General features: G+C 63.9%; 16 protein-coding genes. 13 read left to right on the forward strand and 3 right to left on the reverse strand.

Annotation, left to right across the window (positions count from 1 at the left end; genetic code table 11):
- Positions 1–52: 52 nt before the first annotated feature.
- A complete protein-coding gene (locus tag BMX61_RS09675) occupies positions 53–775 on the forward strand; it encodes a TetR/AcrR family transcriptional regulator (protein WP_083639370.1) in 723 nt (240 codons plus the stop codon).
- 224 nt (positions 776–999) lie between these two features.
- Positions 1,000–1,746 (forward strand): TerC family protein, encoded by a 747-nt coding sequence (locus BMX61_RS09680; protein WP_075626866.1) that lies wholly within the window; start codon positions 1,000–1,002, stop codon positions 1,744–1,746.
- 81 nt (positions 1,747–1,827) lie between these two features.
- Here BMX61_RS09680 and BMX61_RS09685 read toward each other — a convergent pair whose 3' ends face one another.
- A complete protein-coding gene (locus tag BMX61_RS09685; RefSeq protein WP_092742498.1) occupies positions 1,828–2,877 on the reverse strand; it encodes a diguanylate cyclase domain-containing protein in 1,050 nt (349 codons plus the stop codon).
- Between the two features lie 349 nt (positions 2,878–3,226).
- Between BMX61_RS09685 and gltX the strand changes: the two genes are divergently transcribed.
- Both gltX and lysS read left to right on the forward strand, forming a co-directional pair.
- Positions 3,227–4,684, forward strand: a complete 1,458-nt coding sequence (gene gltX, locus BMX61_RS09690) for a glutamate--tRNA ligase (protein WP_075626865.1) — start codon at positions 3,227–3,229, stop codon at positions 4,682–4,684.
- 103 nt (positions 4,685–4,787) lie between these two features.
- Positions 4,788–6,296 carry a lysine--tRNA ligase gene (gene lysS / locus BMX61_RS09695; RefSeq protein WP_075626864.1) on the forward strand — a complete coding sequence of 503 codons (1,509 nt, stop codon included), beginning with the start codon at positions 4,788–4,790 and terminating at the stop codon, positions 6,294–6,296.
- A gap of 163 nt (positions 6,297–6,459) precedes the next feature.
- On the opposite strand, the gene BMX61_RS09700 is transcribed toward lysS, so the two are convergent.
- Positions 6,460–7,824: a hypothetical protein gene (locus tag BMX61_RS09700; protein ID WP_075626863.1), complete on the reverse strand. Its 1,365-nt coding sequence runs from the start codon at positions 7,822–7,824 to the stop codon at positions 6,460–6,462.
- Positions 7,825–8,022: 198 nt separating this feature from the next.
- Here BMX61_RS09700 and BMX61_RS09705 point away from each other — a divergent pair, with 198 nt between their 5' ends.
- From BMX61_RS09705 to BMX61_RS09730, 6 genes are all read left to right on the forward strand, one after another.
- Complete coding sequence (locus BMX61_RS09705) at positions 8,023–9,255, forward strand: NAD(P)/FAD-dependent oxidoreductase (RefSeq protein WP_075626862.1); 1,233 nt, start codon at positions 8,023–8,025, stop codon at positions 9,253–9,255.
- A gap of 43 nt (positions 9,256–9,298) precedes the next feature.
- Entirely contained in the window at positions 9,299–10,255 is a 957-nt protein-coding gene (locus BMX61_RS09710; protein WP_075626861.1) for a nucleoside hydrolase, read from the forward strand.
- A 66-nt stretch (positions 10,256–10,321) separates the two neighbouring features.
- Entirely contained in the window at positions 10,322–11,332 is a 1,011-nt protein-coding gene (locus BMX61_RS09715; protein ID WP_075626860.1) for a ligase-associated DNA damage response exonuclease, read from the forward strand.
- A gap of 3 nt (positions 11,333–11,335) precedes the next feature.
- Positions 11,336–12,985 carry a cisplatin damage response ATP-dependent DNA ligase gene (locus BMX61_RS09720; protein WP_075626859.1) on the forward strand — a complete coding sequence of 550 codons (1,650 nt, stop codon included), beginning with the start codon at positions 11,336–11,338 and terminating at the stop codon, positions 12,983–12,985.
- A 333-nt stretch (positions 12,986–13,318) separates the two neighbouring features.
- On the forward strand, positions 13,319–15,991 hold the full coding sequence (locus BMX61_RS09725) for a bifunctional diguanylate cyclase/phosphodiesterase (protein ID WP_075626858.1): 2,673 nt from the start codon (positions 13,319–13,321) through the stop codon (positions 15,989–15,991).
- Positions 15,992–16,237: 246 nt separating this feature from the next.
- A complete protein-coding gene (locus BMX61_RS09730) occupies positions 16,238–17,701 on the forward strand; it encodes an efflux transporter outer membrane subunit (RefSeq protein WP_075626857.1) in 1,464 nt (487 codons plus the stop codon).
- A gap of 183 nt (positions 17,702–17,884) precedes the next feature.
- Here the strand turns inward: BMX61_RS09730 and BMX61_RS09735 are convergent, their stop codons facing one another.
- Positions 17,885–18,301 (reverse strand): DUF3830 family protein, encoded by a 417-nt coding sequence (locus BMX61_RS09735; protein ID WP_075626856.1) that lies wholly within the window; start codon positions 18,299–18,301, stop codon positions 17,885–17,887.
- A 481-nt stretch (positions 18,302–18,782) separates the two neighbouring features.
- Between BMX61_RS09735 and BMX61_RS09740 the strand changes: the two genes are divergently transcribed.
- Genes BMX61_RS09740 through BMX61_RS09750 form a run of 3 tightly spaced genes read left to right on the forward strand, consistent with a single transcriptional unit; the run spans position 18,783 to position 23,678 of the window.
- Positions 18,783–21,710: a monovalent cation/H+ antiporter subunit A gene (locus BMX61_RS09740; protein WP_407703759.1), complete on the forward strand. Its 2,928-nt coding sequence runs from the start codon at positions 18,783–18,785 to the stop codon at positions 21,708–21,710.
- On the forward strand, positions 21,710–22,045 hold the full coding sequence (locus BMX61_RS09745) for a Na+/H+ antiporter subunit C (protein ID WP_075626854.1): 336 nt from the start codon (positions 21,710–21,712) through the stop codon (positions 22,043–22,045). The genes BMX61_RS09740 and BMX61_RS09745 overlap by 1 nt, the downstream gene beginning before the upstream one ends.
- 4 nt (positions 22,046–22,049) lie before the next feature.
- Positions 22,050–23,678: a monovalent cation/H+ antiporter subunit D gene (locus tag BMX61_RS09750; protein ID WP_075626853.1), complete on the forward strand. Its 1,629-nt coding sequence runs from the start codon at positions 22,050–22,052 to the stop codon at positions 23,676–23,678.
- Positions 23,679–23,680 lie beyond the last annotated feature (2 nt).

Below are 23,680 nucleotides of genomic sequence, written 5' to 3' on the forward strand. Positions count from 1 at the left end.
TCGCCCATATCAAGAGGAAATCGAACCGCTCGGTTCGAAAAGGTTGATGACGATGAACGAAGTGAAAACCAGGGACGATATGGCTTTGCGTGCCCCCGTACAGGACGAGGATCAGGCCGGATCAGGCAGGCGCGTGGCCGGGGCGGATCCGGCCAAGCGCGAGCAGATTCTGGCGGGCGCCAAGCGTGTCTTCATGAGCGTCGGCTTTGACGCCGCCAGCATGAACGACATCGCCCGCGAGGCGGGCGTTTCCAAAGGCACGATCTACGTCTATTTCGACAATAAGGAAGACCTCTTCTGTCGCCTGATCGAGGAAGAGCGCGCGCGCTTCGTGCGCAACGTCAAGGATACGCTGAACGATCAGGCGCCCATTCAGCATACGTTGACAGGGTTCGGCATCCGCTTTGCCACCCATGTCTGTTCCGAGAGCACGATCTGCGCCATGCGCTCCGTTCTTTCGGTGAAGGAACGTATGCCGCAACTGACTAAACGTTTCTTCTCCGCTACGCCGGAAAATGTCTATACGGTGCTGAAATCCTTTCTTGACCGTCAGGTCGATGCCGGCCGGCTCGAGATCGACGATGTGGAGCTGGCCGCGCGCCAGTTCATCGACCTGTGCACCGCTGGCGTGTTCAAGCGCCGCCTCTTCGGCGATCTCGCCGTGCCGCCAGACGAAGACGAAATCGCCCGGATGGTCGCCTCCGCCGTGCGCCTCTTCACCGTCGGTTATGCGCCATCGGCCCAAGGCTATGAGCGCGAGCAGCGCCACGCCTGATCGTTTCCATCATCGTCTTGGAGCGCGGAGACGAGAAAAAAGCGGGCGGACTGTGGGCCAACCCGCTCTGGTCACGCGATCGTATGCTTGCCGTTCCTAAAAGAGCCAATAGATATGTGCGCAAGCGCCGCTGGGGCGCTGCCGCACGCCCGCATGTCTCGCCTTTCTAAGGCAGGTGCGGCCGCGTTTGCCGGCCGACCCGACCGAAGAAGGAACCCGCCCTGATGCAGGATATTCTGCAGCTCGTGCAAGACCCCACCGCCTGGATCGCCCTCGTGACGCTCGTCGTCATGGAAGTGGTTCTCGGCATCGACAATCTGATCTTCATCTCGATCCTGACCAACAAGCTGCCCGAGGCGCAGCGCGAACGCGCGCGACGCATCGGCATTGGCCTGGCACTGGTCATGCGCCTGGCGCTGCTCGGCACCGTCGCCTGGATCGTCAAACTGACCGCGCCTGTTTTCGAGGTCTTCGGCCATCCCTTCTCCTGGAAGGACCTGATCCTGATCGCCGGCGGCCTCTTCCTGGTCTGGAAGGCCACCAAGGAAATCCACCACACGGTCGATCCCGTGGATCACAAAGAGGATATTGTCGGCCAAGGCGCGATGCTGAGCTTCAATGCCGCGATCGGCCAGATCCTGGTGCTGGATCTTGTTTTCTCGGTCGACTCGATCATCACCGCCGTGGGCATGACCCCGCATCTGCCGATCATGATCATCGCCGTGATCTCCGCCGTTGCGGTGATGCTGCTGGCGGCCAATCCGCTCGCCAACTTCATTGCCCGCAATCCGACGATCGTCATGCTGGCGCTCGGCTTCCTGCTGATGATCGGCGCAACGCTGATCGCCGACGGCATGGGCTTCCATGTGCCCAAGGGCTACATCTACGCCGCCATGGCGTTTTCGGCCCTGGTCGAGATCCTGAACATGGCGGCGCGACGTCGCCGCGAACGGAACAAGACCGGCCACTGACCGCCTGAGATTGCCATAGAGGACCGGGCTGCAAGCGGCCCGGTCGCTAGCGAAATTGACATTGATGAAACGCGGGGCGTCTCAACCCGCGCGGCGGTAGCTGCCGATGGTGGCCGCACGCTTGGTATCGAACAGGCAGACGCGATTGCGCCCGGCACCCTTGGCGGCATAGAGCGCCAGATCGGCATGGCGAAACAGCGCAGTCGGGCCAATTTCCGGACCGGTAAAGGCGACACCAACGGAGCCACCGACGATCAGCGGCTGATCCTCGTAGATCAGCGGCCGGCTCAGAGCCTCCACCAGACGCCAGGCCATGGCCTCCACCTCTTCCGGAGAGACGGACGGCCCGATCAATGCGGCAAATTCGTCTCCACCAATGCGCGCGACGATCTGCGCCGGGTCAAGAACCGACGTCAGCCGCTCCGCCACCTGCTTCAGACAGGCATCGCCGGCTGCATGGCCGAAGGTGTCGTTCACGCCCTTGAAGCCGTCGAGATCGATCAGCATCAGACCCGCGGGCGCGTCCGTATTGCTCTCGCAGAAACCTGGAAACACGCTCTGGAAGCGGGCGCGGTTCGACAGGCCGGTCATCATATCGTTTTCGGCGAGTTCGCGAATCTGGTCGAGATGCATCTTCTCTTCGGTGATGTCCTGCTTCATTCCGAAGATGCGCAGCGGCAGCTCGCCCTCTTTCTCGACGCTGGCGGTGATGCGCACCCAGCGGCGGTTGCCGCGCGGCGTGATGACCTCCGCCTCCATGGAAAAGCTGCCGCATTCGGCAATTGCCTGAGCGCGCTTGATCTCCAGCTCCGCCCGCGAATGCGGAGCATAAAGCTGGAACACCTCGGCACGCGACAGCGTCGATCCGCGCGGCAGGTCGAAGATGTCGTAGATCACATCGCTCCATGACAGGCAGCCATCGGCAAGCGTACATTCCCACACACCGATCCGCGCCATGGCCGAGGCCTGGTTGAAGATCTTGCGAACATGGGAAAGCTCGGCGGTGAGCGCCTGCAGCTGCTGTGCATGGCTTTGAAGCCTCTGCCTCAGGCAGTGGATCTCGTTGTCAGGCATTTGCTCATGGGTGTTCGTCGTCGCGAGCTGCGCTCGCTGATTGACCAAGTCGTCCATCTGGTCCTTTTACCTCGCATCATGCGATGCCTGCACCATAGGGCCGAGTCCCTTAAGAACTGGTAGTCGGTTTCATTAAATTGCTCAGTGTTTCTCCAATCAGGTCAGACGTGGCTGCACCTTCGCGCGGCGTAAACCGCTGGCCAGCGCCCGCTGCGGGGCCTTCTGTCTGTAGGCCCTTCTCCTTGACGCGTCGCGGGGAATATGGTCTCACGCCAGCCCAAGGGAAAAGGCCTTCGGCGCCGGCAACGGCGCGCTTGACCCGCCCCGCAGCCGCATGGACGCCTGCCCGCTTGAGCATAGGCGGCGATCGCGGTCCCCCGAACGCTTGAAGCACGAGCCCGACCCCATGAGTGACACCCCCGTCCGCGTGCGCATCGCGCCCTCCCCCACCGGCGAGCCGCATGTCGGCACCGCCTATATCGCGCTGTTCAACTATCTCTTCGCCAAGAAGAACAATGGCACCTTCATCCTGCGCATCGAGGATACGGACGCTACGCGCTCGACGCCGGAATTCGAGGAGAAGGTGCTGGACGCGCTGAAGTGGTGCGGGCTTACCTGGGCGGAAGGTCCCGATATTGGCGGCCCCTATGGCCCATACCGCCAGTCCGACCGCAAGGACATGTATCAGCCTTACGCGCAGGAGCTGCTCGACAAGGGCCATGCCTTCCGCTGTTTCTGCACGCCCGAACGGCTGGAGCAGATGCGCGAGGCCCAGCGTGCCGCCGGCAAGCCGCCGAAATATGATGGCCACTGCCTCAACCTGAGCGCCGAGGAAGTCACCGCTCGCGTGGCCGCCGGAGAGCCTTCGGTCATCCGCATGAAGATCCCGACGGAAGGCTCCTGCGACTTCACCGACGGCGTCTATGGCGATGTCTCGATCCCGTGGGATTCCGTCGACATGCAGGTGCTGATCAAGGCCGATGGCATGCCGACCTATCACATGGCCAATGTGATCGACGACCATCTGATGAAGATCACCCATGTGGCGCGCGGCGAGGAATGGCTGGCCTCGGTGCCCAAGCACATCCTGCTCTATCGCTATTTCGGCTGGGATGAACCGGTGTTCATGCATCTCTCGCTGATGCGCAACGCCGACAAATCCAAGCTGTCGAAGCGCAAGAACCCGACCTCGATCTCCTATTACTCGGCGCTCGGCTATCTGCCGGAAGCGCTGATGAACTTCCTCGGCCTGTTCTTCATCCAGATCGCCGAGGGCGAGGAGATGCTGACCATGGATGAGCTGATCGCGAAATTCGATCCGGACAATCTGTCCAAGGCCGGCGCGATCTTCGACGTGCAGAAGCTCGACTGGCTGAACGGCCGGTGGCTGCGCGAAAAGCTCGATGCCGACCAGTTCGTCGCCCGCGTGCTCGATTGGGCGATGGAAAACAGCCGGCTGATCGAGGGGCTGAAGCTGTCCCAGAGCCGCATCTCGCGGCTGGGCGAGCTGCCGTCGCTCGCCGGCTTCCTGCTGGCAGGCGATGTCGGGCTCTCGCCCGCCTCCTTCGCCGGGCTGAAGACCAGCCCGGCCGAGACGCTGGAGATCCTCAATGCCGTGCAGGCGGATCTGGAAAAGCTCGTGGAATGGAATGTCGAGGCGATCGACGGCGCCTTGCGTGGCGTCGCCGACAGCCTCGGCAAAAAGCTGCGCGTGGTGACACCGCCGCTCTTCGTCGCCGTTTCCGGCTCGTCGCGCTCGCTGCCGCTCTTCGATTCCATGGCGCTGCTCGGCCGCTCGGTCGTGCGCCAGCGGCTGAAGATCGCCACAGGCGTCGTCGCCTCCATGGTCGGCAGCGGCGCTTAAGCGCCGCCTGCCTTTTCGCCCGATAAGAAGAACCGGGCGGGATGATCGCCGAAGCCGCTTTGAGCCTCGCCATCCCGCAAAAAGCGCCAGAAGGTTTGAAGCCATGTCCGACAAGCCCGCCGAGACCAAGACCGAGACTGCCCTGTCCTCCGACGTGACCGAAGTGCGCGCCCAGAAGCTGGCGCGCCTGCGCGAGACCATCGGCGACGTCTATCCCGCCCATTTCCACCGCAGCCATACCGGCGCGGAACTGGCGGAGAAATATGCCGATCTCGCCCCGGATACCGAGACGGAAGACCGGGTGACGGTGGCGGGCCGCGTCTATTCCGCGCGCAATTCCGGCATGTTCATCGACCTGCACGACGCTTCCGGCAAGATCCAGATCTTCTCGCACAAGGATACGACGCCGGAAGAAGCGCGCGCGCTGCTGCCGATGATCGACCTCGGCGACATCATCGGCGTGACCGGCCTCGTGCGTCGCACCAAGCGCGGCGAGCTGACGATCAATGCGCAGGAGATCACCATGCTGACCAAGGCGCTGCTGCCGATGCCGGAGAAGTGGCATGGCCTCTCCGATATCGAGCTGCGCTACCGCAAGCGCCATCTCGACATCATGACCAATGAGGATTCCAAGCTGCGTTTTCGCCAGCGGAGCCGGATCATTTCGGGCGTGCGCCGCTTCATGGAAGAGGACGGCTTTATGGAGGTCGAGACCCCCATGCTGCATTCCGTCTATGGCGGGGCGACGGCCGAGCCCTTCAAGACGCACCACAACACGCTGAAGCTCGACATGTATCTGCGCATCGCGCCGGAGCTGTTCTTGAAGCGCACGCTGGTCTCGGGCCTCACCGACAAGGTCTTCGAGATCAACCGCAACTTCCGCAATGAGGGCGTGTCGACCCGGCACAATCCCGAATTCACGATGATGGAATGCTATTGGGCCTATGCCGATTACGAGGACATTATGGACCTCGTCGAGCGGCTCTTTGCTTCACTGGCGCAAACCATTCACGGCTCGACCGATGTCGCCTATGGCGAACAGACGCTCTCCTTCAAGGGCCCCTTCCGTCGCGTGCCCATGCCGGATGCGGTCAAGGAGGCGACAGGCATCGACTTCCTGGCGATCAAGACCGACGCAGAGGCCCGCGCCGCCGCCAAGGCCGCCGGCTTCGAGGTGGAGAAGGATGCGACCTGGGGCGAATGCCTGGCCTTCATCTTCGAGGAGAAGGTCGAGGGCACGCTGATCCAGCCCTCGCATGTCACCCATTTCCCCAAGGACATCTCGCCCTTCGCCAAGGAGGTGCCGGGCGAGCCGCGTCTGGTGGAACGCTTCGAGACCTATTGCAACGCCTGGGAAATCGGCAACGCCTTTTCCGAGCTCAACGATCCGGAAGAGCAGCGCCGCCGCATGGTCGAGCAGCTGGAGCAGGCGCATGCGCGCGGCGAGAAGGAAAAGCAGCTGGACGACGAGTTCCTCGACGCCATCGACCAGGGCATGCCGCCGGCCGGCGGCCTGGGCATCGGCATCGACCGGCTGATCATGCTCTTGACCAACGCGCCCTCGATCCGCGACGTCATCCTCTTCCCGGCGCGCCGCGCCAAGGCGGATTAAACCGCGCCTTGTTATTGTCCTTCTCCTTTCCGGGGAGGAGGACGGCAAAGGCGACGGTTTGCGAACCGCCGCCAATCATCATGCTGTCTTCACATAAAAACACGTTGAAGCAGCCGACAACGCGATTGCCTTGCCGGCCCGACAGACGATCGCGCTACAGAGCTCAATGCCCCGTTGCCGTCGCGTCAGGCACATTGGCGGCATCAGCGCCGGGCGATATCAGGTGGGCAGCCGCTGCGGCTGGCTTTGCGTCCGAACCGGCATCGCCGGTAATCTCATGCGAGGGTTCTGCGGCTTGCGCGGCAGGCGTGGCGCTCTCATCATGCGCTTCGGGCGTGTGGTCTGCGGGCGGCGGCGCCTCTGCCGCATGCGGGCTCGGTGCTGCGGATTCGCCATTGCCATGATCTGCAGGCGCGGCCTCGGCCTTGGCTTCCTCATGGGTGTCAGCAGCATGTCCGCTTGCGGCCGGCTCGGCGCCATGCTCCTCTGGCTTTGCCGCATCATGGCCTGGGGCTGTGCCTTCGCCTGATGCTTCGTGCGTGCCTTCTGCAGCGACAGGGGCGTCATGACCGCCTTCGGCCTTGGCAGGCTCCGCACTCTTGGCGCCGAAAATCATGCCGGTGATCGAGGAGAACCAGCCGCCGCTTTCCGCGCTCGCCACGGGAGAGCCGCCGTGACCGTCCGCGCCCTCCTTCTTCTCGCCATCCTTTGCGGCCTCGCCATGGCCGGCTTCCGCCGCCGCTTCGCCATGACCGCCTTCCGCAGGGGCCGCCTCGTGTCCGCCTTCGGCCGGCGCACCGTGCTCGCCGCCTGCGCTTTCGCCATGCCCCGCACTTTCACCATGACCGGCGCTTTCGCCGTGCCCGCCTTCTGCCGGTGCCGCCCCATGCCCGCCGCCATGGGCGGCCGCGGCTGCGGCGGCTTCAGCGGCGGCGGCCGCAGCAGCGGCGGCCTTCGCGTCGAAGCAATCCTTCGGGTCGGCGATGGCTGTCATCACGCCGCGAATATCATCGAACGACATGGCCTTCTGTTCGCCGGTGAAGCGGCCGGCCTCGTTGGCCTCACCTTCCTTGTAGCTGGCGACGAAAGGTTGCGGCATGTCGGCAACCCGGCTCGGATCCGGCGCGAAGAGCGCCTCGGCGCCGATCGCCGTGCCGCGCCAGTCCGCGCGCACCTGCGGCCCGGCCTGGGCAAGCACCACCACCTGGTAGAGATCGGCCTTTTCCTGCTTGGCCAGAAGGCCTGCGACGCGCAGCGCCGTGCGTGCGCGCTCCAGCCCGTCGCCGCCGCCAACGGATACATACTTGCGAATATAGCGCTGGCCGTTGCGGCGGATCTTGATCACATCGACGAGCGAGCAGTCGAGGCCGGAAATCGCTGCCGTCTTCGCATCCTCGTCCACACCGTCGTCATGCGGCCCGAAATAAAAGGCCGCACCGGCGCCGGCGCCGGAAAGCACGACGACACCGACGAGCGAGAAGATGAACACCTTCCTCGACAGGCGAATCTTGAACTTGATACCCTTCACGCCGGTCGCCTCGCGCTTCCGTGACCATGACACAAAACAAAAATGGTGACGCAACTTTAAGCGGAGCCCGTTTCGGAACTCTAAAGATCGGCCGCTCGCCAGCGCCGGCTCGTCTTTTCCGCTTGGCGCCCCTTGATCGCTCCGCAGTGACCGGGCATGACCTCGATCAGGCAAAGCAGACGAGAGAGGATCATGGCCATGGCGCGGATCGGCATTGCGGGCGCGGGCGTCATCGGCGCGGCGATTGCGGTTCAACTCATCGAGCGCGGCCATGCGGTGACGGTCTTCGAAAAGGACGGCGGCGGACTGCCGGCCTCGGTCGGCAATGCCAGCATTCTCGCCATTCCAGAAATCGACCCGATCGCGCGGCCCGACATGCTGTTTGCCGCGCCGAAATGGCTGGTCGATCCGCTCGGGCCGCTGACGCTGCGCTGGCAGGATCTGCCGGCCCTGTCCCCCTGGCTGGCCGCTCTCCTGGCCGCCGCCCGGCCGCAGCGTGTCGATGCATCCCGCCAAGCGCTGGGCTTCCTGATGCGCCAGGCGCTGGCCGCCCATGCCCATCTCGGCGCACTGGTCGGACTGGAGGGCCATATCCGCCATACCGGCGCGCTGCATGTCTATGACAGCCAGTCCTCGCTGGACAAAGCCTTTCAGCACGAGCAGCGCAATGCCCGGCTTCTGGGCTTCGAGGTCGAGCGGCTGAATGCGGCCGAGACCCGCGCCCGTGTGCCGGCGCTCGAAGGCGCGCTCGCCGGCGCCGTGTTTTCCGCCGGCTATCACACGCTCAACCATCCCGAGACCTTCCTAGCCCGTCTGCGGCAGGTGATCCGCGACCGTGGCCGGATCGAAGATCAGGCGGTGACGGCGGTTCTTCCAGCCGCCAATGGCGTGTCACTGCGCACCGCGAGCGGAGATCACGCATTCGACAAGGTGGTGGTCGCCTCGGGTGTCTGGTCGCGCGATCTGGTGCGCCGCCTCGGGCTGAGAGTCCTTCTGGAAACCGAGCGCGGCTATAACACGACCTGGACCGACCCGCCTTTGAGCCTGCCCATGCCGGTCTTCTTCTCCGAACATGGCTTCGTCGCCACACCGCTCGACAATGCCTTGCGCGTCGGCGGCGCGGTGGAACTGGCGCAGCCGGAGGCACCGGCCAATTTCGCCCGTGCCTCAGCCATGCGCACCAAGATGCGCCGCTATGTTCCCGCCCTGCCGGAGACAGGGGGCGTGGAGTGGATGGGCCGTCGCCCATCGACGCCCGACAGCGTGCCCGTGATCGGCCTCTCCCCGCAGGATCCGCGCATCGCCTTCGCCTTCGGCCATGGCCATCTCGGCCTGACGCTGTCGGCTGTGACCGGCCGCCACATCGCCGACCTCCTGGAAGGCAGTGCCGATCCGGCGCTCGCCCCTTTCTCGATCAGCCGTTTCCAGTAATCCTCTGGCATAAGTCATCCTCCCCCGGCATAAGGACTGCCCCATGCATAAGGTCATCTTCGATACGGATCCCGGCGTCGACGACGCCATGGCACTCCTCTTCCTTCACCAGCATCCCGAGATTGATCTCATCGGCATCACCACGGTGTTCGGCAATGCCTCGGTGGAGACGACGACGCGCAATGCGCTGTTCCTCAAGCGCGAATGGCAGATCGACGCGCCCGTTGCCAAAGGCATACCCGAAACCTTCGACCCCGCCCGCGCCCATGCCGCCTGGCCGACCTTCGTGCATGGCGAGGACGGGCTCGGCAATATCGGCGTGCCGGAAACCATCGACCTGCCGATCGATCCCCGGCCCGCCCATCGCTTCATCATCGAGACAGTGCACGCTCACCCTGGCGAGGTGACGCTGATCGCCGTCGGCCGGATGACCAATCTTGCACGCGCGCTCAAGGAGGATCCCGGGATCATCGGCCTGGTGAAGGCCGTGATCATCATGGGTGGCGCCTTCGACACCAACGGCAATGTCAATCCGGCGGCCGAAGCCAATATCCATGGCGACCCGGAAGCGGCCGATGCCGTCTTCACTGCCGCCTGGCCTGTCACCGTCGTCGGCCTCGATGTCACCACCAAGACCGTGATGACCCGCGCCGATCTTGCCGCCATCGTGGAGAGGGGCGGCGCGCGCACCCAGCTGCTGTCGGACATTTCGCAATTCTATATCGACTTCTACGAGACCCGCGTGCCGGATGGCATGCTGGTGCATGACAGCTGCGCCTGCGTCTATCTCGTCGCGCCGGAGCTGTTCACCATCCGAAAGGGCGCCATGCGCGTTGTCTGCGGCGGCATTGCCGATGGCCAGACGATCCAGAAGCCTGATGATCTCGGCTGCGGACCCAGCGTCTGGGATGGACTTCCTTCGCAGGCTGCCTGCATGGAGATCGATGCGCCGGCCGTGCTCAAGCTGGTGGCCGACACGCTCGCCCGCACAGGCGTCTGAGACGCATCAAATAAAAATCCGCGCGCCGGCTTTTCCCCTGCCGGTGCGCGGCTATCTTCTAACGGCATGAAAGCCGACAGCCTGCTCTATCCGACGCCCAAAGGCCTCTACTGTGAAAAAGGCGGGTTCTATATCGACCCGGTGCAGCCCGTAGAGCGAGCCCTGATCACCCATGGGCATGCGGACCACGCCCGCGCCGGGCATCAGGCGGTGCTCGCCACGCGCCAGACCCTTGAAATCATGGCCGTGCGCTATGGCGAGGCCTTCTGCCAGACGCCGCAAGAGGCGCCACTCGGCAAGGAAATGCGCATCGGCGACGTGACCGTGCATTTCCATCCCGCCGGCCATGTGCTCGGCTCTGCCCAGATCGCGGTGGAGGCGGAGGGGATGCGCATCGTCGTATCAGGCGATTACAAACGGCGGCGCGATCCCACCTGCCTGTCCTTCGAGCCGGTGCCCTGCGACGTCTTCATCACAGAGGCAACCTTTGGCCTGCCGGTCTTTCACCATCCCGACGACGCCGAGGAGGTGGGCAAGCTCCTTACCTCATTGAAACAGTTTCCCGAGCGCGCCCATCTGGTCGGGGCCTATGCGCTGGGCAAGGCGCAAAGGGTAATCATGCTGCTGCGGGAAGCCGGCTATGACGCGCCGATCTTCATCCATGGGGCACTTGCCCGGCTCTGCGACTATTATCAGCGCGAAGGCATCGATCTCGGCCCCCTGGAACCGGCCACCATCACCGGCCGTGACAAGAGCGCCTTCGCCGGCCGCGTGGTGATTGGCCCGCCCTCGGCCTTTGCCGACAAATGGGCGCGGCGCTTTCCAGAACCCATGGCCGTCTTCGCCTCGGGCTGGATGCTGGTGCGCCAGCGCGCCCGCCAGCGGGGCGTCGAGCTGCCCATGGTGATCTCGGACCATTGCGACTGGGCGGAACTGACCGCGACCATCGCCGAACTGCGCCCCGGCGAGGTCTGGGTCACCCATGGGCGGGAGGAGGCGCTGGTGCGCTGGTGCGAGCTTGAAGGCATTGCCGCCCGGCCACTGCATCTCGTCGGCTATGACGACGAGGGGGAATGAGCCATGCAGGCCTTTGCCGAGCTTCTCGACCGGCTGGTGCTGACCCCGCAGCGCAATGCCAAGATCCGGCTGATGGCCGATTATTTCCGCACGGCGCCAGACCCGGACCGTGGCTATGCGCTGGCGGCAATCGCCGGAACACTCGACATCGCCACCGTCAAGCCCGCGCTCCTGCGCCAGCTGATGCTGGAGCGCATGGACCCCATTCTCTTCCAATATTCCTATGATTATGTCGGCGATTTGGCCGAGACCATCTCGTTGGTCTGGGAGACGGTCGAACCCGATGAGGCCGAGGTGGCAGACCTGTCGCTCGGCGCGGTCATCCATCGGCTGCAGAGCGCCGGGCGCGGCGATGTGCGCGGCCTGGTGCGCGATCTTCTCGACCGGCTCGACGGCTCCGCGCGCTATGCCTTCTTGAAACTCGTCACCGGCTCCATGCGCATCGGCGTCTCTGCCCGGCTGGTGAAGCAGGCGCTGGCGGATATGGGCGGCGTCGATGCCAGCGAGATCGAAACGCTGTGGCATGGGCTGGAACCGCCCTATCTCTCGCTTTTCTCCTGGCTCGAAGGCCATTCGGAGCGCCCGGCGCTGTCCATGCCGGCCGTCTTCCATGCGGTGATGCTGGCAACGCCTGTGGCTGACGGCGATTTGACCAATCTCGATCCGCAGGACTATGCCGCCGAATGGAAATGGGACGGCATTCGTGTGCAGCTCGCCAATCTCGATGGCACGCGCCGTCTCTATTCGCGCAGTGGCGACGATATTTCCGCCGCCTTTCCCGACATTCTCGAAGCGGTCGATTTCGAAGGCATCATCGATGGCGAACTTCTGGTCGGCGGCACCGCGCGCACCAACCGCGCCACCCGCACCTTCTCCGACCTGCAGCAGCGGCTGAACCGCAAGACGGTGACGCGTAAAACCATCGAGGATTATCCCGCCTTCGTGCGCGGCTACGATCTCCTGTTCTCGCGCGAGGGCGACATGCGCCCTCTGCCCTTCTCCGAGCGCCGCGCCGCGCTGTCGGGCCTGATCGAGGCAGCCTCGCCCACGCATTTCGACCTGTCGCCGCTGGTCTCCTTTTCGAGCTGGAAGGAGATCGACCAGCTGCGCATCGCCCCGCCCGATCCGGTGATCGAGGGCATCATGCTCAAGCGCTGGGACTCGCCCTATCAGTCCGGCCGCGCCAAGGGGCCGTGGTTCAAATGGAAGCGCGAGCCCTACAATATCGACGCCGTGTTGATGTATGCCCAGCGCGGCCATGGCAAGCGCTCCAGCTATTATTCCGATTTCACCTTCGGTGTCTGGACCGAGGTAGATGGCAAGCAGGTGCTCGTGCCGGTCGGCAAGGCCTATTTCGGCTTTACCGATGCCGAACTCGAAATCCTCGATCGTTTCGTGCGCAACAATACGGTCGAACGCTTCGGGCCGGTGCGCTCGGTGCGGGCAACCGCCGATCACGGCTTCGTGCTGGAAATCGCCTTCGAAGGGATCAACCGCTCGACCCGGCACAAGTCCGGCGTCGCCATGCGCTTTCCCCGCATCGCCCGGCTGCGCGCCGATAAGCTGCCGCGCGACGCCGACCGGCTGGAGACACTGATGGCGATGATCCCGGCCGGCACTGTGGAGGAAATGGACGGCGACCTCTCCTCTTGAGGCCGCCAAGGCCGCGACGGCCTTAGATGATCGGCCTCTGGCGGGCGCTGGGGGATCCCCCTGACGTCGATCTTGCAGCGGCTCCGGCGGATGACTTTGCGAGAAGACCCAAGACATCCGCGCTCATCGGGCAGGCCATCAGACCGTCTCATCCGCAAGCAAACCCGTCATCGCTAAAATTAGCGTGTCCGACCCTTTAATTTTAACTGGTCGCTTCAGGAGGTTTTTACCTTTTATTTTCTCTGGAAGAGCCGAATTGCAAAACCACGCCATGGCACTGCTAGGTAATGTTAACACTGAGGCGCGACGATCCTTTATCATTTCGAAGAGATCATGAGCGTGGTGAAAATTAGCTTTCCGAGGACCAAATGGTTTCGGCACCTGCGCCGGTTGCTCGGGCCAAACTATATTCCGTCGATCATCGCGCTGGCCGTGGTGGTGACCGCGACCTTTTTTGCCGAGCAGCAGAATGCTTCGATTGCGGATATGCGGGCGCGCACCATGGTCAGCGAAAGGCTGACGGCGATCCGTTCGAAGCTGGAGCGCAGCATCAACGGCGATGTCCAGCTGGTGCGCGGGCTCGCGGCCATGGTGGCAGCGGAGCCTGATATCAGCGAGACGCGCTTCGCAGCCCTGTCCAAGAGCCTGTTCGATAGCCCGTCCCATCTGCACAATCTGGCGCTGGCGCCGGATCTGGTCATCCGGCAAGTCTATCCGCGTGCCGGCAACGAGGCGGCTCTCGGCCATGATTACCGCAAGAGCACCACGCAGCGTGAGGCGGCCCTGCGCGCCCGCGACGAAAACCGCATGGTGCTGGCCGGACCGGTCGATCTCATCCAGGGTGGGCGCGGTCTCGTCAGCCGCTTTCCGATTCGCGTGGACGACGACAAGGGCGGCAGCCGCTTCTGGGGCATTCTCTCCGCCGTGATCGATATCGACGCAGTCTATGACGAAGCCGGCCTGACCAGCAGCGGGCTGGATCTCGACGTTGCGCTGTCCGGCCGGGATGGGCTTGGCGCTGGCGGCGCCTTGTTTTTCGGTGAAGCGGCGGTTCTGGGACGCAATCCGGTCAGCCTTGCGGTGGCGCTGCCGGGCGGCAGCTGGGTCATCAACGGTACGCCCAAAGGCGGATGGGCCGCCGAGCCGCCCAATGCCTGGGCGGTTCGCCTGGCGGTAGCGCTTGGCAGCCTGCTGATTCTCGTTCCCGTCTACACGCTGAGCCGGCTCATGGACGAGCGCCAGGAAAACATCCGCATCCTCGAACAGAAGGAGGAGCGACTGGGCGAGCTGTCCCGCCGGCTGCGCATTGCGCTTGACGCATCCGAAACCGGCATCTGGGAGCTGGACGTAGCGCGCGAAACCCTGGTTTGGGACAAGCGCATGCACGAAATCTACGCCGCGCAGCCGCATGAGACCGCCGACATGACCTTCTGGGCCGACCGGCTGCACCCGGAGGACAGGCAGGGCGCCATTGCGGAAATCGTCGAGGCCTCCAAGAGCCGACGCACCTATCATTCGCAATTCCGCATCGTTCTGCCGGATGGGCGCGTGCGCAATATACGCAGCATCGGCTCCTGCTTCACCGATGCCAAGGGCCAGCAGAAGGTGGTCGGCGTCAACTGGGACATCAGCGCCGACGTGGCCAAGACCCAGAGCCTGGAGGAAGCACGCCGGCTTGCCGAAGAGCGAAACCGCGAGATCGAGGCCGCGCGCCACCGCATGGAATTCAACGCGCTGCACGATCCGCTGACCGGCCTGCCGAACCGCCGCTTTCTCGATCAGCGCCTGAATGCGCTGACGCCCTGCGGCACGCCGATCAGCGTCTTCCATCTCGATCTAGACCGCTTCAAGGATATCAACGACACGCTCGGCCATGCTGCCGGCGACGAGGTGCTGCGCCATGCCGCCGACACGCTGCGCGCCAGGATCCGCCCTGGTGATTTCGTTGCCCGCATCGGCGGCGACGAATTCGTGGTGATCGCCGCCAATGACAGCCTGCCCGACGAGGGCAAGGCGCTGGCGGCTGGCATCATCGAGGCCATGCGCACGCCCGTGCCCTATCGCGGCCATGAGTGCCGCATCGGCGCCAGCATCGGCATTGCCCGCCAATCCTCCGATGAGGAGACGGCGGCGCAGCTACTCGTCAATGCCGATATCGCGCTCTACGAGGCCAAGCGCAGCGGACGCGACCGCTATCAGTTCTTCACACCGGCGCTAAGGGCGGCGGCGCTGAAGACAAAGAAAACAGGCGACGAGATCCTGCGCGCGTTGGAGCGCGGCGAGATCATTGCCTATTTCCAACCGCAGTTCTCGCCCGTATCGCTCGATATTATCGGCGTGGAAGCCTTGGCGCGCTGGCAGCACCCGACGCGCGGCCTGCTGGCACCGGCCGCCTTTCTGGAAACCGCCGAGGCGATCGGCGTCGTGGCAAAAATCGATGACCGCGTGCTCGATTGCGGGCTGGAGGTCCTGCGCCTCTGGGACGAAGCGGGCCTGGCGATTCCGAAGCTGTCGGTCAATCTGTCGCATGACCGGCTGAACGACCAGGCCCTTCCCGAGCGTCTGGAAGCGCGGCAGCTGCCCAGGGGGCGGTTGTCCTTCGAACTGCTCGAATCGATTTCCTTTGACGAAACCGACAGCCGGATCCTCAGCAATATCGAGCGCATTCGAGACCTCGGCATCGATCTGGAAATCGACGATTTCGGCAGCGGCTATGCCTCGATCACCAGCCTCCTGAAGCTCAAACCGAGCCGGCTGAAGATCGACAGGCAGCTGGTCATGCCGATTCTGTCGTCCAATCGCCAGCTGCGACTCGTCTCCTCCATCATCGATATCGGCCGCGCGCTCGGCATCGACGTGATCGCCGAAGGCGTGGAGACGCGCAATCATGCCGATGTTTTGCGTGCTCTGGGAGCTCACGCCCTGCAGGGCTATGCCTTCGCCCGACCGATGAGCGCGGAGATGCTGGTGGATTTCGCCTCGCGCAAAACCTGGAAGGCAGCCTAGGGCGAATCATTACCTGCCTAATATAATTGCGATCGCAGACGCTTAGAGGATTTCATCAAGCCTTGCGCCGCACTGGTGCCTGTCCCGCTTTCGACCAGACCGTGGCCGGAAGGAAACACTTGTTGAGGGACTTACCATAATTTGGGGGAAGGCGGCGTTTGGCCCCTCGCTTCGCGGCGGCAAAATGATAAGGAGGAATAGTGAATCACTCGTTACCGGCAGTCTCAGTCCGGAAGGGGAAACCCGATGATATCAGTCAAAGCGCTCCTGCCGTTGAGCCTCCTCCTGCTGTCCGGCTGCGTCGTCGGCCCGAACTATCAGGAGCCGCCGACCGCGCTGCCGGCCAAGTTTTCGCGAGGCGCATCCGCCCAGGACAACACCACTCTCAACCCCTGGTGGCAGTCCTTCCGCGATAAGAAGCTCGACAGCCTGATGACGCGCGGTATGAATGAAAACCTGAGCGTGCAGCAGGCGCTTGAGCGTATCAATCAGGCTCGCGCCAACGTGATCATTGCCGGCGCCGGTGCGCTGCCGCAGCTCAATTCCTCCTCCTCGGCCAGCATCGACGGCCAGGACGGTTCCTATCTGCGCCGCCAGTCGGGCGGTGCGCGTGACCATTCCGAGACCAAGAGCGCGTCCAGCGCGCTCGCGGGCTCATGGCTCCTCGATCTGTTCGGCCAGTATCGCCGCTCGGTCGAATCGGCCAATGCTTCGCTGGATGCGGCCTATGACAATGTCGGCACGGCGCGGCTTGCCTATCTCTCCGATCTCGCCACCTCGTATATCGATGCGCGTTATAACCAGGAGGCACTGGCGCTTGCTCGCAAGAGCTTGGAATCGCGTCGCGAAACGCTGAAGCTCACCAATGACATCCGCGAAGCGGGCGCTGCGTCGAGCCTCGACGTGGTCCAGGCGGAAGGCCTCGTGAACTCGACGCTGGCGGAACTGCCGGCCTATGAGAGCGGCTTCAACACCGCCGCCAACCACATCGCCACCCTGCTTGCCCTGCCGGCGACCTCGATCACGTCGGAGCTCGTGCGCAGCGGCGGGCAGCCGACCCCGCGCTATAACACGAAGGTCGGCGTTCCCGCCGATCTCATCCGCAACCGTCCGGACATTCGCGCCGCCGAGCGCAATCTCGCCGCCGCAACGGCGGAAATCGGCGTGGCCGAAGCGCAGCTCTATCCGAGCCTCACGCTGTCGGGCTCGCTCAGCGCCAGCCGCACAGTCACCAATGCCCTGCGTGGCAGTGTCGGCGCCTGGTCCTTCGGCCCGGATCTCACCATCCCGATCTTCAATGGCGGCCGTCTGCGCGCCAATGTCGAGGCACAGCGCTCCGCAGCGCAGGAAGCCTATCTGAGCTGGAAGCAGACCGTGCTCGACGCTGTCGAGGATGTCGAAAACGCGCTGATCGCGCTCAAGAACAATTACGAGACGGTCGCAGCACTGCGCAAGGTCGTGGCCTCCTCCGAACAGGCATTGGGTCTCGCCCGCGAAAGCTATCGCGGCGGCGCGACTTCGCTTCTGGATGTTCTCGACGCCGAACGCACCCTGTCGGAATCGCGCATCTCGCTCGCTTCCGCGATCCGCAGCCTGGCCTCCAACTATGTGGCGCTCAATGTCGCTATCGGCGGCGGCTCGGCCATCAACGTGCCGGCTCGCGGCACGCCGCTGGTGCCGCTGCGCAGCACGGTCGTCGCCACCAAGTAAGGCGAACAGGCAAACACTCCGTTGCATCGAAAGGGCGCCAGACCGGCGCCCTTTTTCGTGCCCGTCCCTCGGCATCGGACCGAAAAGTGGGAACCGGTTTTCGGAAAAATCCGATGTAAAACAGAAATTTAGAGCATCGGACTGCGTATCGTTTTAAGCCCGATGCTGTAACCGTCTCACATATCAGTCCCTTGAGATCTCGAGCGGCTGCGCGCCTTCCCACAGGACCATCCGGCCGAGCTTGGCGAGATCCTCGAGCGGCGAGGTGACCGTCAGGAAGTGGTTGCCGGCAAGCTGGCCCATCTTCGACTTGAAATGGACGGCCCCATAGGCGAGCAGCATTTCCGTTTCGCTGATGCCGCCGGGATAGAGCAGCATCTGCCCCGGCGTCGGGAAGCTGGTGTGATTCTCATAACCAATCCCGAAATCGGCCGTGCCCAGCGGAATCCAGAGCCCTTCGCCGCTCCAGCGCACATGAATGATCCGCTCGCGATAGGGCAGAAGCTTCAAGATCGCCGCGCAGGTTTGCGGCGCCGCCTCTGTTTCGAGCCGGGCCTCGAACCGGTAAGCCCCGGCTTTGAGAACAACTGTGTCTCCCATCAAATTTCCTCCTCCTGCGGATCGCGCACCGTTCCGAAACGCTCGGCCGCGCCTGCTCGCCTGTCCATCCGACGCCTTGCATAAGCGCGCCTTGCCATCGGTGCGTCAAGTTCGCCAGCACGGGCATGGTGCTCAAGCTGCACGCCGGGGCAACCGCTGGAATGTCCGCGCTGACTCTTTTCAAAAAGCCTGCCCATCCTTGCGTGTTTTTTCCCGGTTCAGGGTTGGCATTCCACAAGAACCTCTCCATATTCGACGCATCCCCGCGAGCGCTGCTTCAAAGCGGCTATCGCCTGCACGTCTCGCGTGCAGAGATGCCGGTGCCCGCCTTTGCGCTGGCGCGGTTGACGGATGCAGGCGTGCTTTCGGGCTGCCATCATCCGGCTCTTCTTCATCGACGAGGAGCGGGGTCCGGTCTCATGCTCGTGTTTGCGCATTGGCTGAGCCTCCCGCCTGGACCTGCCATCCGAGAGGAACGACCATAGACATCGCCGCGCTCCTGCTTCCGGTTCTCGTCTTCGCCCCGCTTGCGGGCAGCATCGCGGCCATCTGCCTGCCATCGCGCCAGGGCACAGAGGCAGCCTGGCTCTCGGGCCTGGTCGCTTTTCTCTGCCTCGGCATCAGCGTCTATCTCTATCTGCATGTCAGCCATCGCGGCGTGATCGCCTGGCAGGTCGCCTGGATCCCGCAATATGGGCTGAACCTGAAGCTCAGGATGGATGGGTTCTCCTGGATGTTTTCGGGCCTGATCAGCGCCATTGGCCTGCTGGTCGTCGTCTACGCCCGCTATTACATGTCCTCGAGCGATCCGGTGCCGCGCTTCTTTTCGCTGTTCCTGGCCTTCATGAGCGCCATGCTCGGCCTGGTTCTCTCCGGAAACCTGATCCTGATGGCGATCTTCTGGGAGATGACCAGCATCGTCTCCTTCCTGCTGATCGGCTATTGGTATCAAAACGGCCAGGCCCGCGACGGCGCGCGCATGGCGCTGACGGTCACGGCAACGGGCGGCCTGTGCCTGCTCGTCGGGCTGATGCTGATCGGTCATATCGTCGGCAGTTACGATCTCGATGCGGTTCTCTCCTCGGGCGACGCCATCCGCAACCATCCGCTCTATCTGCTGGCGCTGATCCTCATTCTGGCAGGCGCGCTGACCAAGAGCGCGCAATTTCCCTTCCACTTCTGGCTGCCCCATGCCATGGCGGCGCCGACCCCGGTTTCGGCCTACCTGCATTCGGCCACGCTGGTGAAAGCGGGGATCTTCCTGCTCACGCGGTTCTGGCCTGTCATGGCCGGCACCGATGCCTGGTTCTGGCTGGTAGGCCTTGCAGGCCTGACGACGCTGCTGCTCGGCGCCTATTTCGCCATTTTCCAGCATGATCTCAAAGGGCTGCTCGCCTATTCGACCATCAGCCATCTCGGGCTGATCACCGTGCTGCTCAGCCTTGGCAGCCCCGTCGCGGCAGTGGCGGCGATCTTCCACACGCTGAACCATGCTACCTTCAAAGCCTCGCTGTTCATGGCCGCGGGGATCATCGACCATGAGACCGGCACGCGCGACATGCGCCGCTTGAGCGGCCTCTTCCGCTACATGCCGCATACCGCCACACTTGCCATGGTCGCGAGCGCCTCCATGGCCGGCGTGCCGCTGCTCAACGGCTTCCTGTCGAAGGAAATGTTCTTCGCCGAGGCGATCGAGACGCACAAGGTCAATCTGCTCGACACGGTCACCCCCTATGTCGCGACGCTGGCAAGCCTGTTCTCGGTGACCTATTCCATCCGCTTCATCCATTCAGTCTTCTTCGGCCCGCCGCCCCGCGACCTGCCGAAGGTGCCGCATGAGCCGGTCCGCTGGATGCGAGTGCCGGTGGAATTCCTGGTGCTGGCCTGCCTCATCGTTGGCATCGTGCCCTCCCTGACCATCGGCCCGCTGCTGCACACGGCCGTCGAGGCGGTTCTCAAGGACGATACGCCCTCTTACAGCTTGGCCATGTGGCATGGCTGGAACCTGCCGCTCTTCATGAGCATCGCGGCGCTGATCGGCGGTGTGATCCTCTATGCGCTGATGAAATCCTACCTCGCCAACAGCGTCGAGGGGCCGCCTTATATCCGCCGGCTCGAAGGCCAGCGCATCTTCGAACGGGTGCTGGTGGCGCTCTCCTGGCGCTGGGCGCGTCTGGTCGAAGCCAAGGCGGGCACGCGGCGGCTGCAGCCGCAATTGCGCATTCTTGCTGCGGCCTCGCTCTTTGCCGCCGCCATCCCGCTCCTGCATCGCGGCTTCCAGCCGGCCGACATCGTGCTGCGCGGCATCGATCCCGCTTTCGCCTTCGTCTGGCTGATCGGCATGGCCTGCGCGGTAGGCGCTGCCTGGCAGGCGAAGTTCCACCGGCTGGCTGCCCTGGTTCTGCTCGGTGGCGCAGGGCTGATCACCTGCATCACCTTCGTCTGGCTGTCGGCGCCGGATCTGGCGGTCACCCAGCTTCTGGTGGAAATCGTCACGACCGTCCTCATCCTGCTCGGCCTGCGCTGGCTGCCCAAGCGGATCGAGGGCGCCACCAAGCCGGAGGAGATGACCTTTGGCGTACGCCTGCGCCGTCTGCGCGATCTTCTGGTCGCCGTCGCCTGCGGTCTGGGCCTGAGCCTGATCTCCTATACGGTGATGACCCGTCAGATGCCCGGCACCATCTCCAGCTATTTCCTGGAGCGCGCCTATTTCGAAGGCGGCGGCACCAATGTGGTCAACGTCACCCTGGTGGATTTCCGCGGCTTCGATACGTTCGGCGAAATCGCGGTGCTCTGCATCGTCGCGCTCACCGTCTTCGCGCTGCTGCTGCGTTTCCGCCCTGCATCGGACAGCCTGGAAAAGCCGATGCAGCAGCAGGTGCAGAACGACTTCGACGACCGCCATCCCGATCGGTCGAAAGGCGACAGCATCTCCGACTATCTCTTCGTGCCGACCGTCATCATGCGCTGGATGTTTCCGGCCATCGGCATGCTTTCGGCCTATCTCTTCTTCCGTGGACATGATCTGCCGGGCGGCGGCTTTGCCGCCGGCATTGCCATGTCGATCGGCTTCATTTTGCAATATATGGCCGGCGGCACCCGCTGGGTGGAGGAGCGGCTGCGCATCCACCCCTTGCGCTGGATGAGCATCGGCCTGCTTGTTTCCACCGCCACAGGGCTTGGCTCCTGGGCGCTCGGCTATCCCTTCCTCACCTCAACGTCGCGCTATCTGCACCTGCCTCTCGTCGGCGACGTGCCGCTTGCCAGCGCCATCCTCTTCGATCTCGGCGTCTTCTCGCTGGTGCTCGGCGCCACGGTGCTGATCCTGATCGCGCTCGCCCACCAGTCCGTGCGTGCGCCGCGCGCCCATATTCGCGCGCCGCGACCAAGCGGAACGGAGGCCTCCTAATGGAACTCGTGCTCTCGGCCGGCATCGGCGTTCTGGCTGCCTCGGGGATCTGGCTGCTCTTCCGCCCGCGCACCTATCAGGTGATCATCGGCCTCTCGCTACTCTCCTATGCCGTGAACCTGTTCATTTTCGGAATGGGGCGGCTGCGCGTCGATGCACCGCCGATCATCGAGAAAGGCGGCGCCGGCGGGCTGCTGACCCATGCCGACCCCCTCCCCCAGGCGCTCGTGCTGACCGCCATCGTCATTGGTTTCGCCATGACGGCGCTGTTCCTGGTCGTGCTTCTGGCCTCGCGCGGCTTCAGCGGCAACGACCATGTCGATGGGAGGGAGTGAGGCCATGTCGATCCTCGACCATCTGCCGATCCTGCCGATCCTCATTCCGCTCATCACGGCTGCCGCGCTGATCCCGATCAACGACCGCAACCGCGACATGAAGGGCGTGATCAGCGTTCTCTCGAGCGCAGTCGTCTTCGTCGTCTCGCTATCGCTGATGTATGCGGCGGCCGATCAGCCGGAGGGAATGCCTCTGGTCTATCTGCTCGGCAACTGGTCCGCGCCCTATGGCATCGTGCTGGTGGTCGACCGTCTGTCGGCGGTCATGCTGGTGCTGTCCAGCCTGGTGGCGTTGGGCGCACAGACCTTCTCCATGGCCCGCTGGCATCGCCAGGGCTTTCATTACCATTCGCTGTTCCAGTTCATGGCGGTCGGCATCAACGGCGCCTTCCTGACCGGCGACATGTTCAATCTCTTCGTCTTCTTCGAGATCATGCTTGGCGCATCCTATGGCCTTCTGTTGCATGGCTCCGGGCCGATGCGGGTGAAGAAGGGGCTGCATTATATCGCCATCAACCTGGCTGCCTCCTCCCTCTTTCTCATCGGCGTCAGCCTGATCTACGGCGCCACCGGCACGCTGAACATGGCTGACCTTGCGTTGCGCATTGGCCAGCTCAACGTGGAAAACCGCATGCTGATGGAGGCCGGCGCGGCGCTGCTCGGCATCGCCTTCCTGGTCAAGGCCGCCATGTGGCCGCTCGGCTTCTGGCTGCCCGGCGCCTATGCCGCCGCCAGCCCGCCTTCGGCCGCCTTCTTCGCCATTCTGACCAAGGTCGGCGCCTATATCCTGCTGCGCTTCTCGATGCTGCTCTTTGGCGCCGGCGCGGGACCATCGGCCGGCTTCGGGCTTTCCGTGCTGCTCTATGGCGGGCTCGCCACCATTCTCTTCGGCCTGATCGGCGTGCTTGCCTCCCAGGCGCTTGGCCGGCTGGCAGCCTATTGCATCATCGTCTCCTCCGGCACGCTTCTTACAGCCATCGGCATCGCCGACCGTGCGGTGATCGCCGGCGCGTTGCTCTACCTCGTCACCTCGACGCTGGCGGCTTGCGCGCTCTTTCTGCTGATCGAGTTGGTCGAGCGCGCCCGCGATGCCGGCGCCGACGTTCTTGCCGTGACCATGGAAGCCTATGGCGACAGCGATGACGATCAGGTGGAGACCGAGGTCGGCGTCGCCGTACCTGGAACCATGGCGGTGCTCGGTCTCTGCTTCGTGGTAACGGCCATGCTGCTGGCCGGCCTGCCGCCCTTTTCCGGGTTTCTCGCCAAGGTCTCGATCCTGCATGGCCTCTTCGGCAGCGGGCCACCCGGCGCGGCCATTAATTTCCAGGGCCTAAGCGGCGCGCAGTGGGCCTATGTCGCCCTGCTGATCCTCTCCGGCCTCTCGACGCTGATCGCCATGAACCGCGTCGGCATTCGCACGTTCTGGATCTCGCTCGAAGGCACGGTGCCGCGCATTTACATGATCGAGATCGCGCCGATCCTACTGCTGCTCGGCGCCTGCGCCGTGCTGACCTTGGGCGCCGGTTCGGCCATCTCCTATCTCGAAGCCACGGCGGATGCGCTCGTTCGCCCGCAAGGCTATATCGAGTCGGTGCTCTCGGTGCCGCGCATCGCTTCGCCAAGGGGGGACTGAGG

Origin of the sequence: Xaviernesmea oryzae (genome assembly GCF_900109605.1) — a bacterium.
Lineage (GTDB): Bacteria > Pseudomonadota > Alphaproteobacteria > Rhizobiales > Rhizobiaceae > Xaviernesmea > Xaviernesmea oryzae.

Coding starts and splice junctions, on each gene's coding strand:
- BMX61_RS09705 (WP_075626862.1), top strand. CDS start 8,023: ATGGCGCGGATCGGCATTGCGGGCGCGGGCGTCATCGGCGCGGCGATT.
- BMX61_RS09750 (WP_075626853.1), top strand. CDS start 22,050: ATGTCGATCCTCGACCATCTGCCGATCCTGCCGATCCTCATTCCGCTC.
- BMX61_RS09685 (WP_092742498.1), bottom strand. CDS start 2,877: ATGGACGACTTGGTCAATCAGCGAGCGCAGCTCGCGACGACGAACACC.
- BMX61_RS09745 (WP_075626854.1), top strand. CDS start 21,710: ATGGAACTCGTGCTCTCGGCCGGCATCGGCGTTCTGGCTGCCTCGGGG.
- BMX61_RS09680 (WP_075626866.1), top strand. CDS start 1,000: ATGCAGGATATTCTGCAGCTCGTGCAAGACCCCACCGCCTGGATCGCC.
- BMX61_RS09725 (WP_075626858.1), top strand. CDS start 13,319: ATGAGCGTGGTGAAAATTAGCTTTCCGAGGACCAAATGGTTTCGGCAC.
- BMX61_RS09715 (WP_075626860.1), top strand. CDS start 10,322: ATGAAAGCCGACAGCCTGCTCTATCCGACGCCCAAAGGCCTCTACTGT.
- BMX61_RS09730 (WP_075626857.1), top strand. CDS start 16,238: ATGATATCAGTCAAAGCGCTCCTGCCGTTGAGCCTCCTCCTGCTGTCC.
- BMX61_RS09675 (WP_083639370.1), top strand. CDS start 53: ATGAACGAAGTGAAAACCAGGGACGATATGGCTTTGCGTGCCCCCGTA.
- BMX61_RS09710 (WP_075626861.1), top strand. CDS start 9,299: ATGCATAAGGTCATCTTCGATACGGATCCCGGCGTCGACGACGCCATG.
- BMX61_RS09720 (WP_075626859.1), top strand. CDS start 11,336: ATGCAGGCCTTTGCCGAGCTTCTCGACCGGCTGGTGCTGACCCCGCAG.
- gltX (WP_075626865.1), top strand. CDS start 3,227: ATGAGTGACACCCCCGTCCGCGTGCGCATCGCGCCCTCCCCCACCGGC.
- BMX61_RS09735 (WP_075626856.1), bottom strand. CDS start 18,301: ATGGGAGACACAGTTGTTCTCAAAGCCGGGGCTTACCGGTTCGAGGCC.
- lysS (WP_075626864.1), top strand. CDS start 4,788: ATGTCCGACAAGCCCGCCGAGACCAAGACCGAGACTGCCCTGTCCTCC.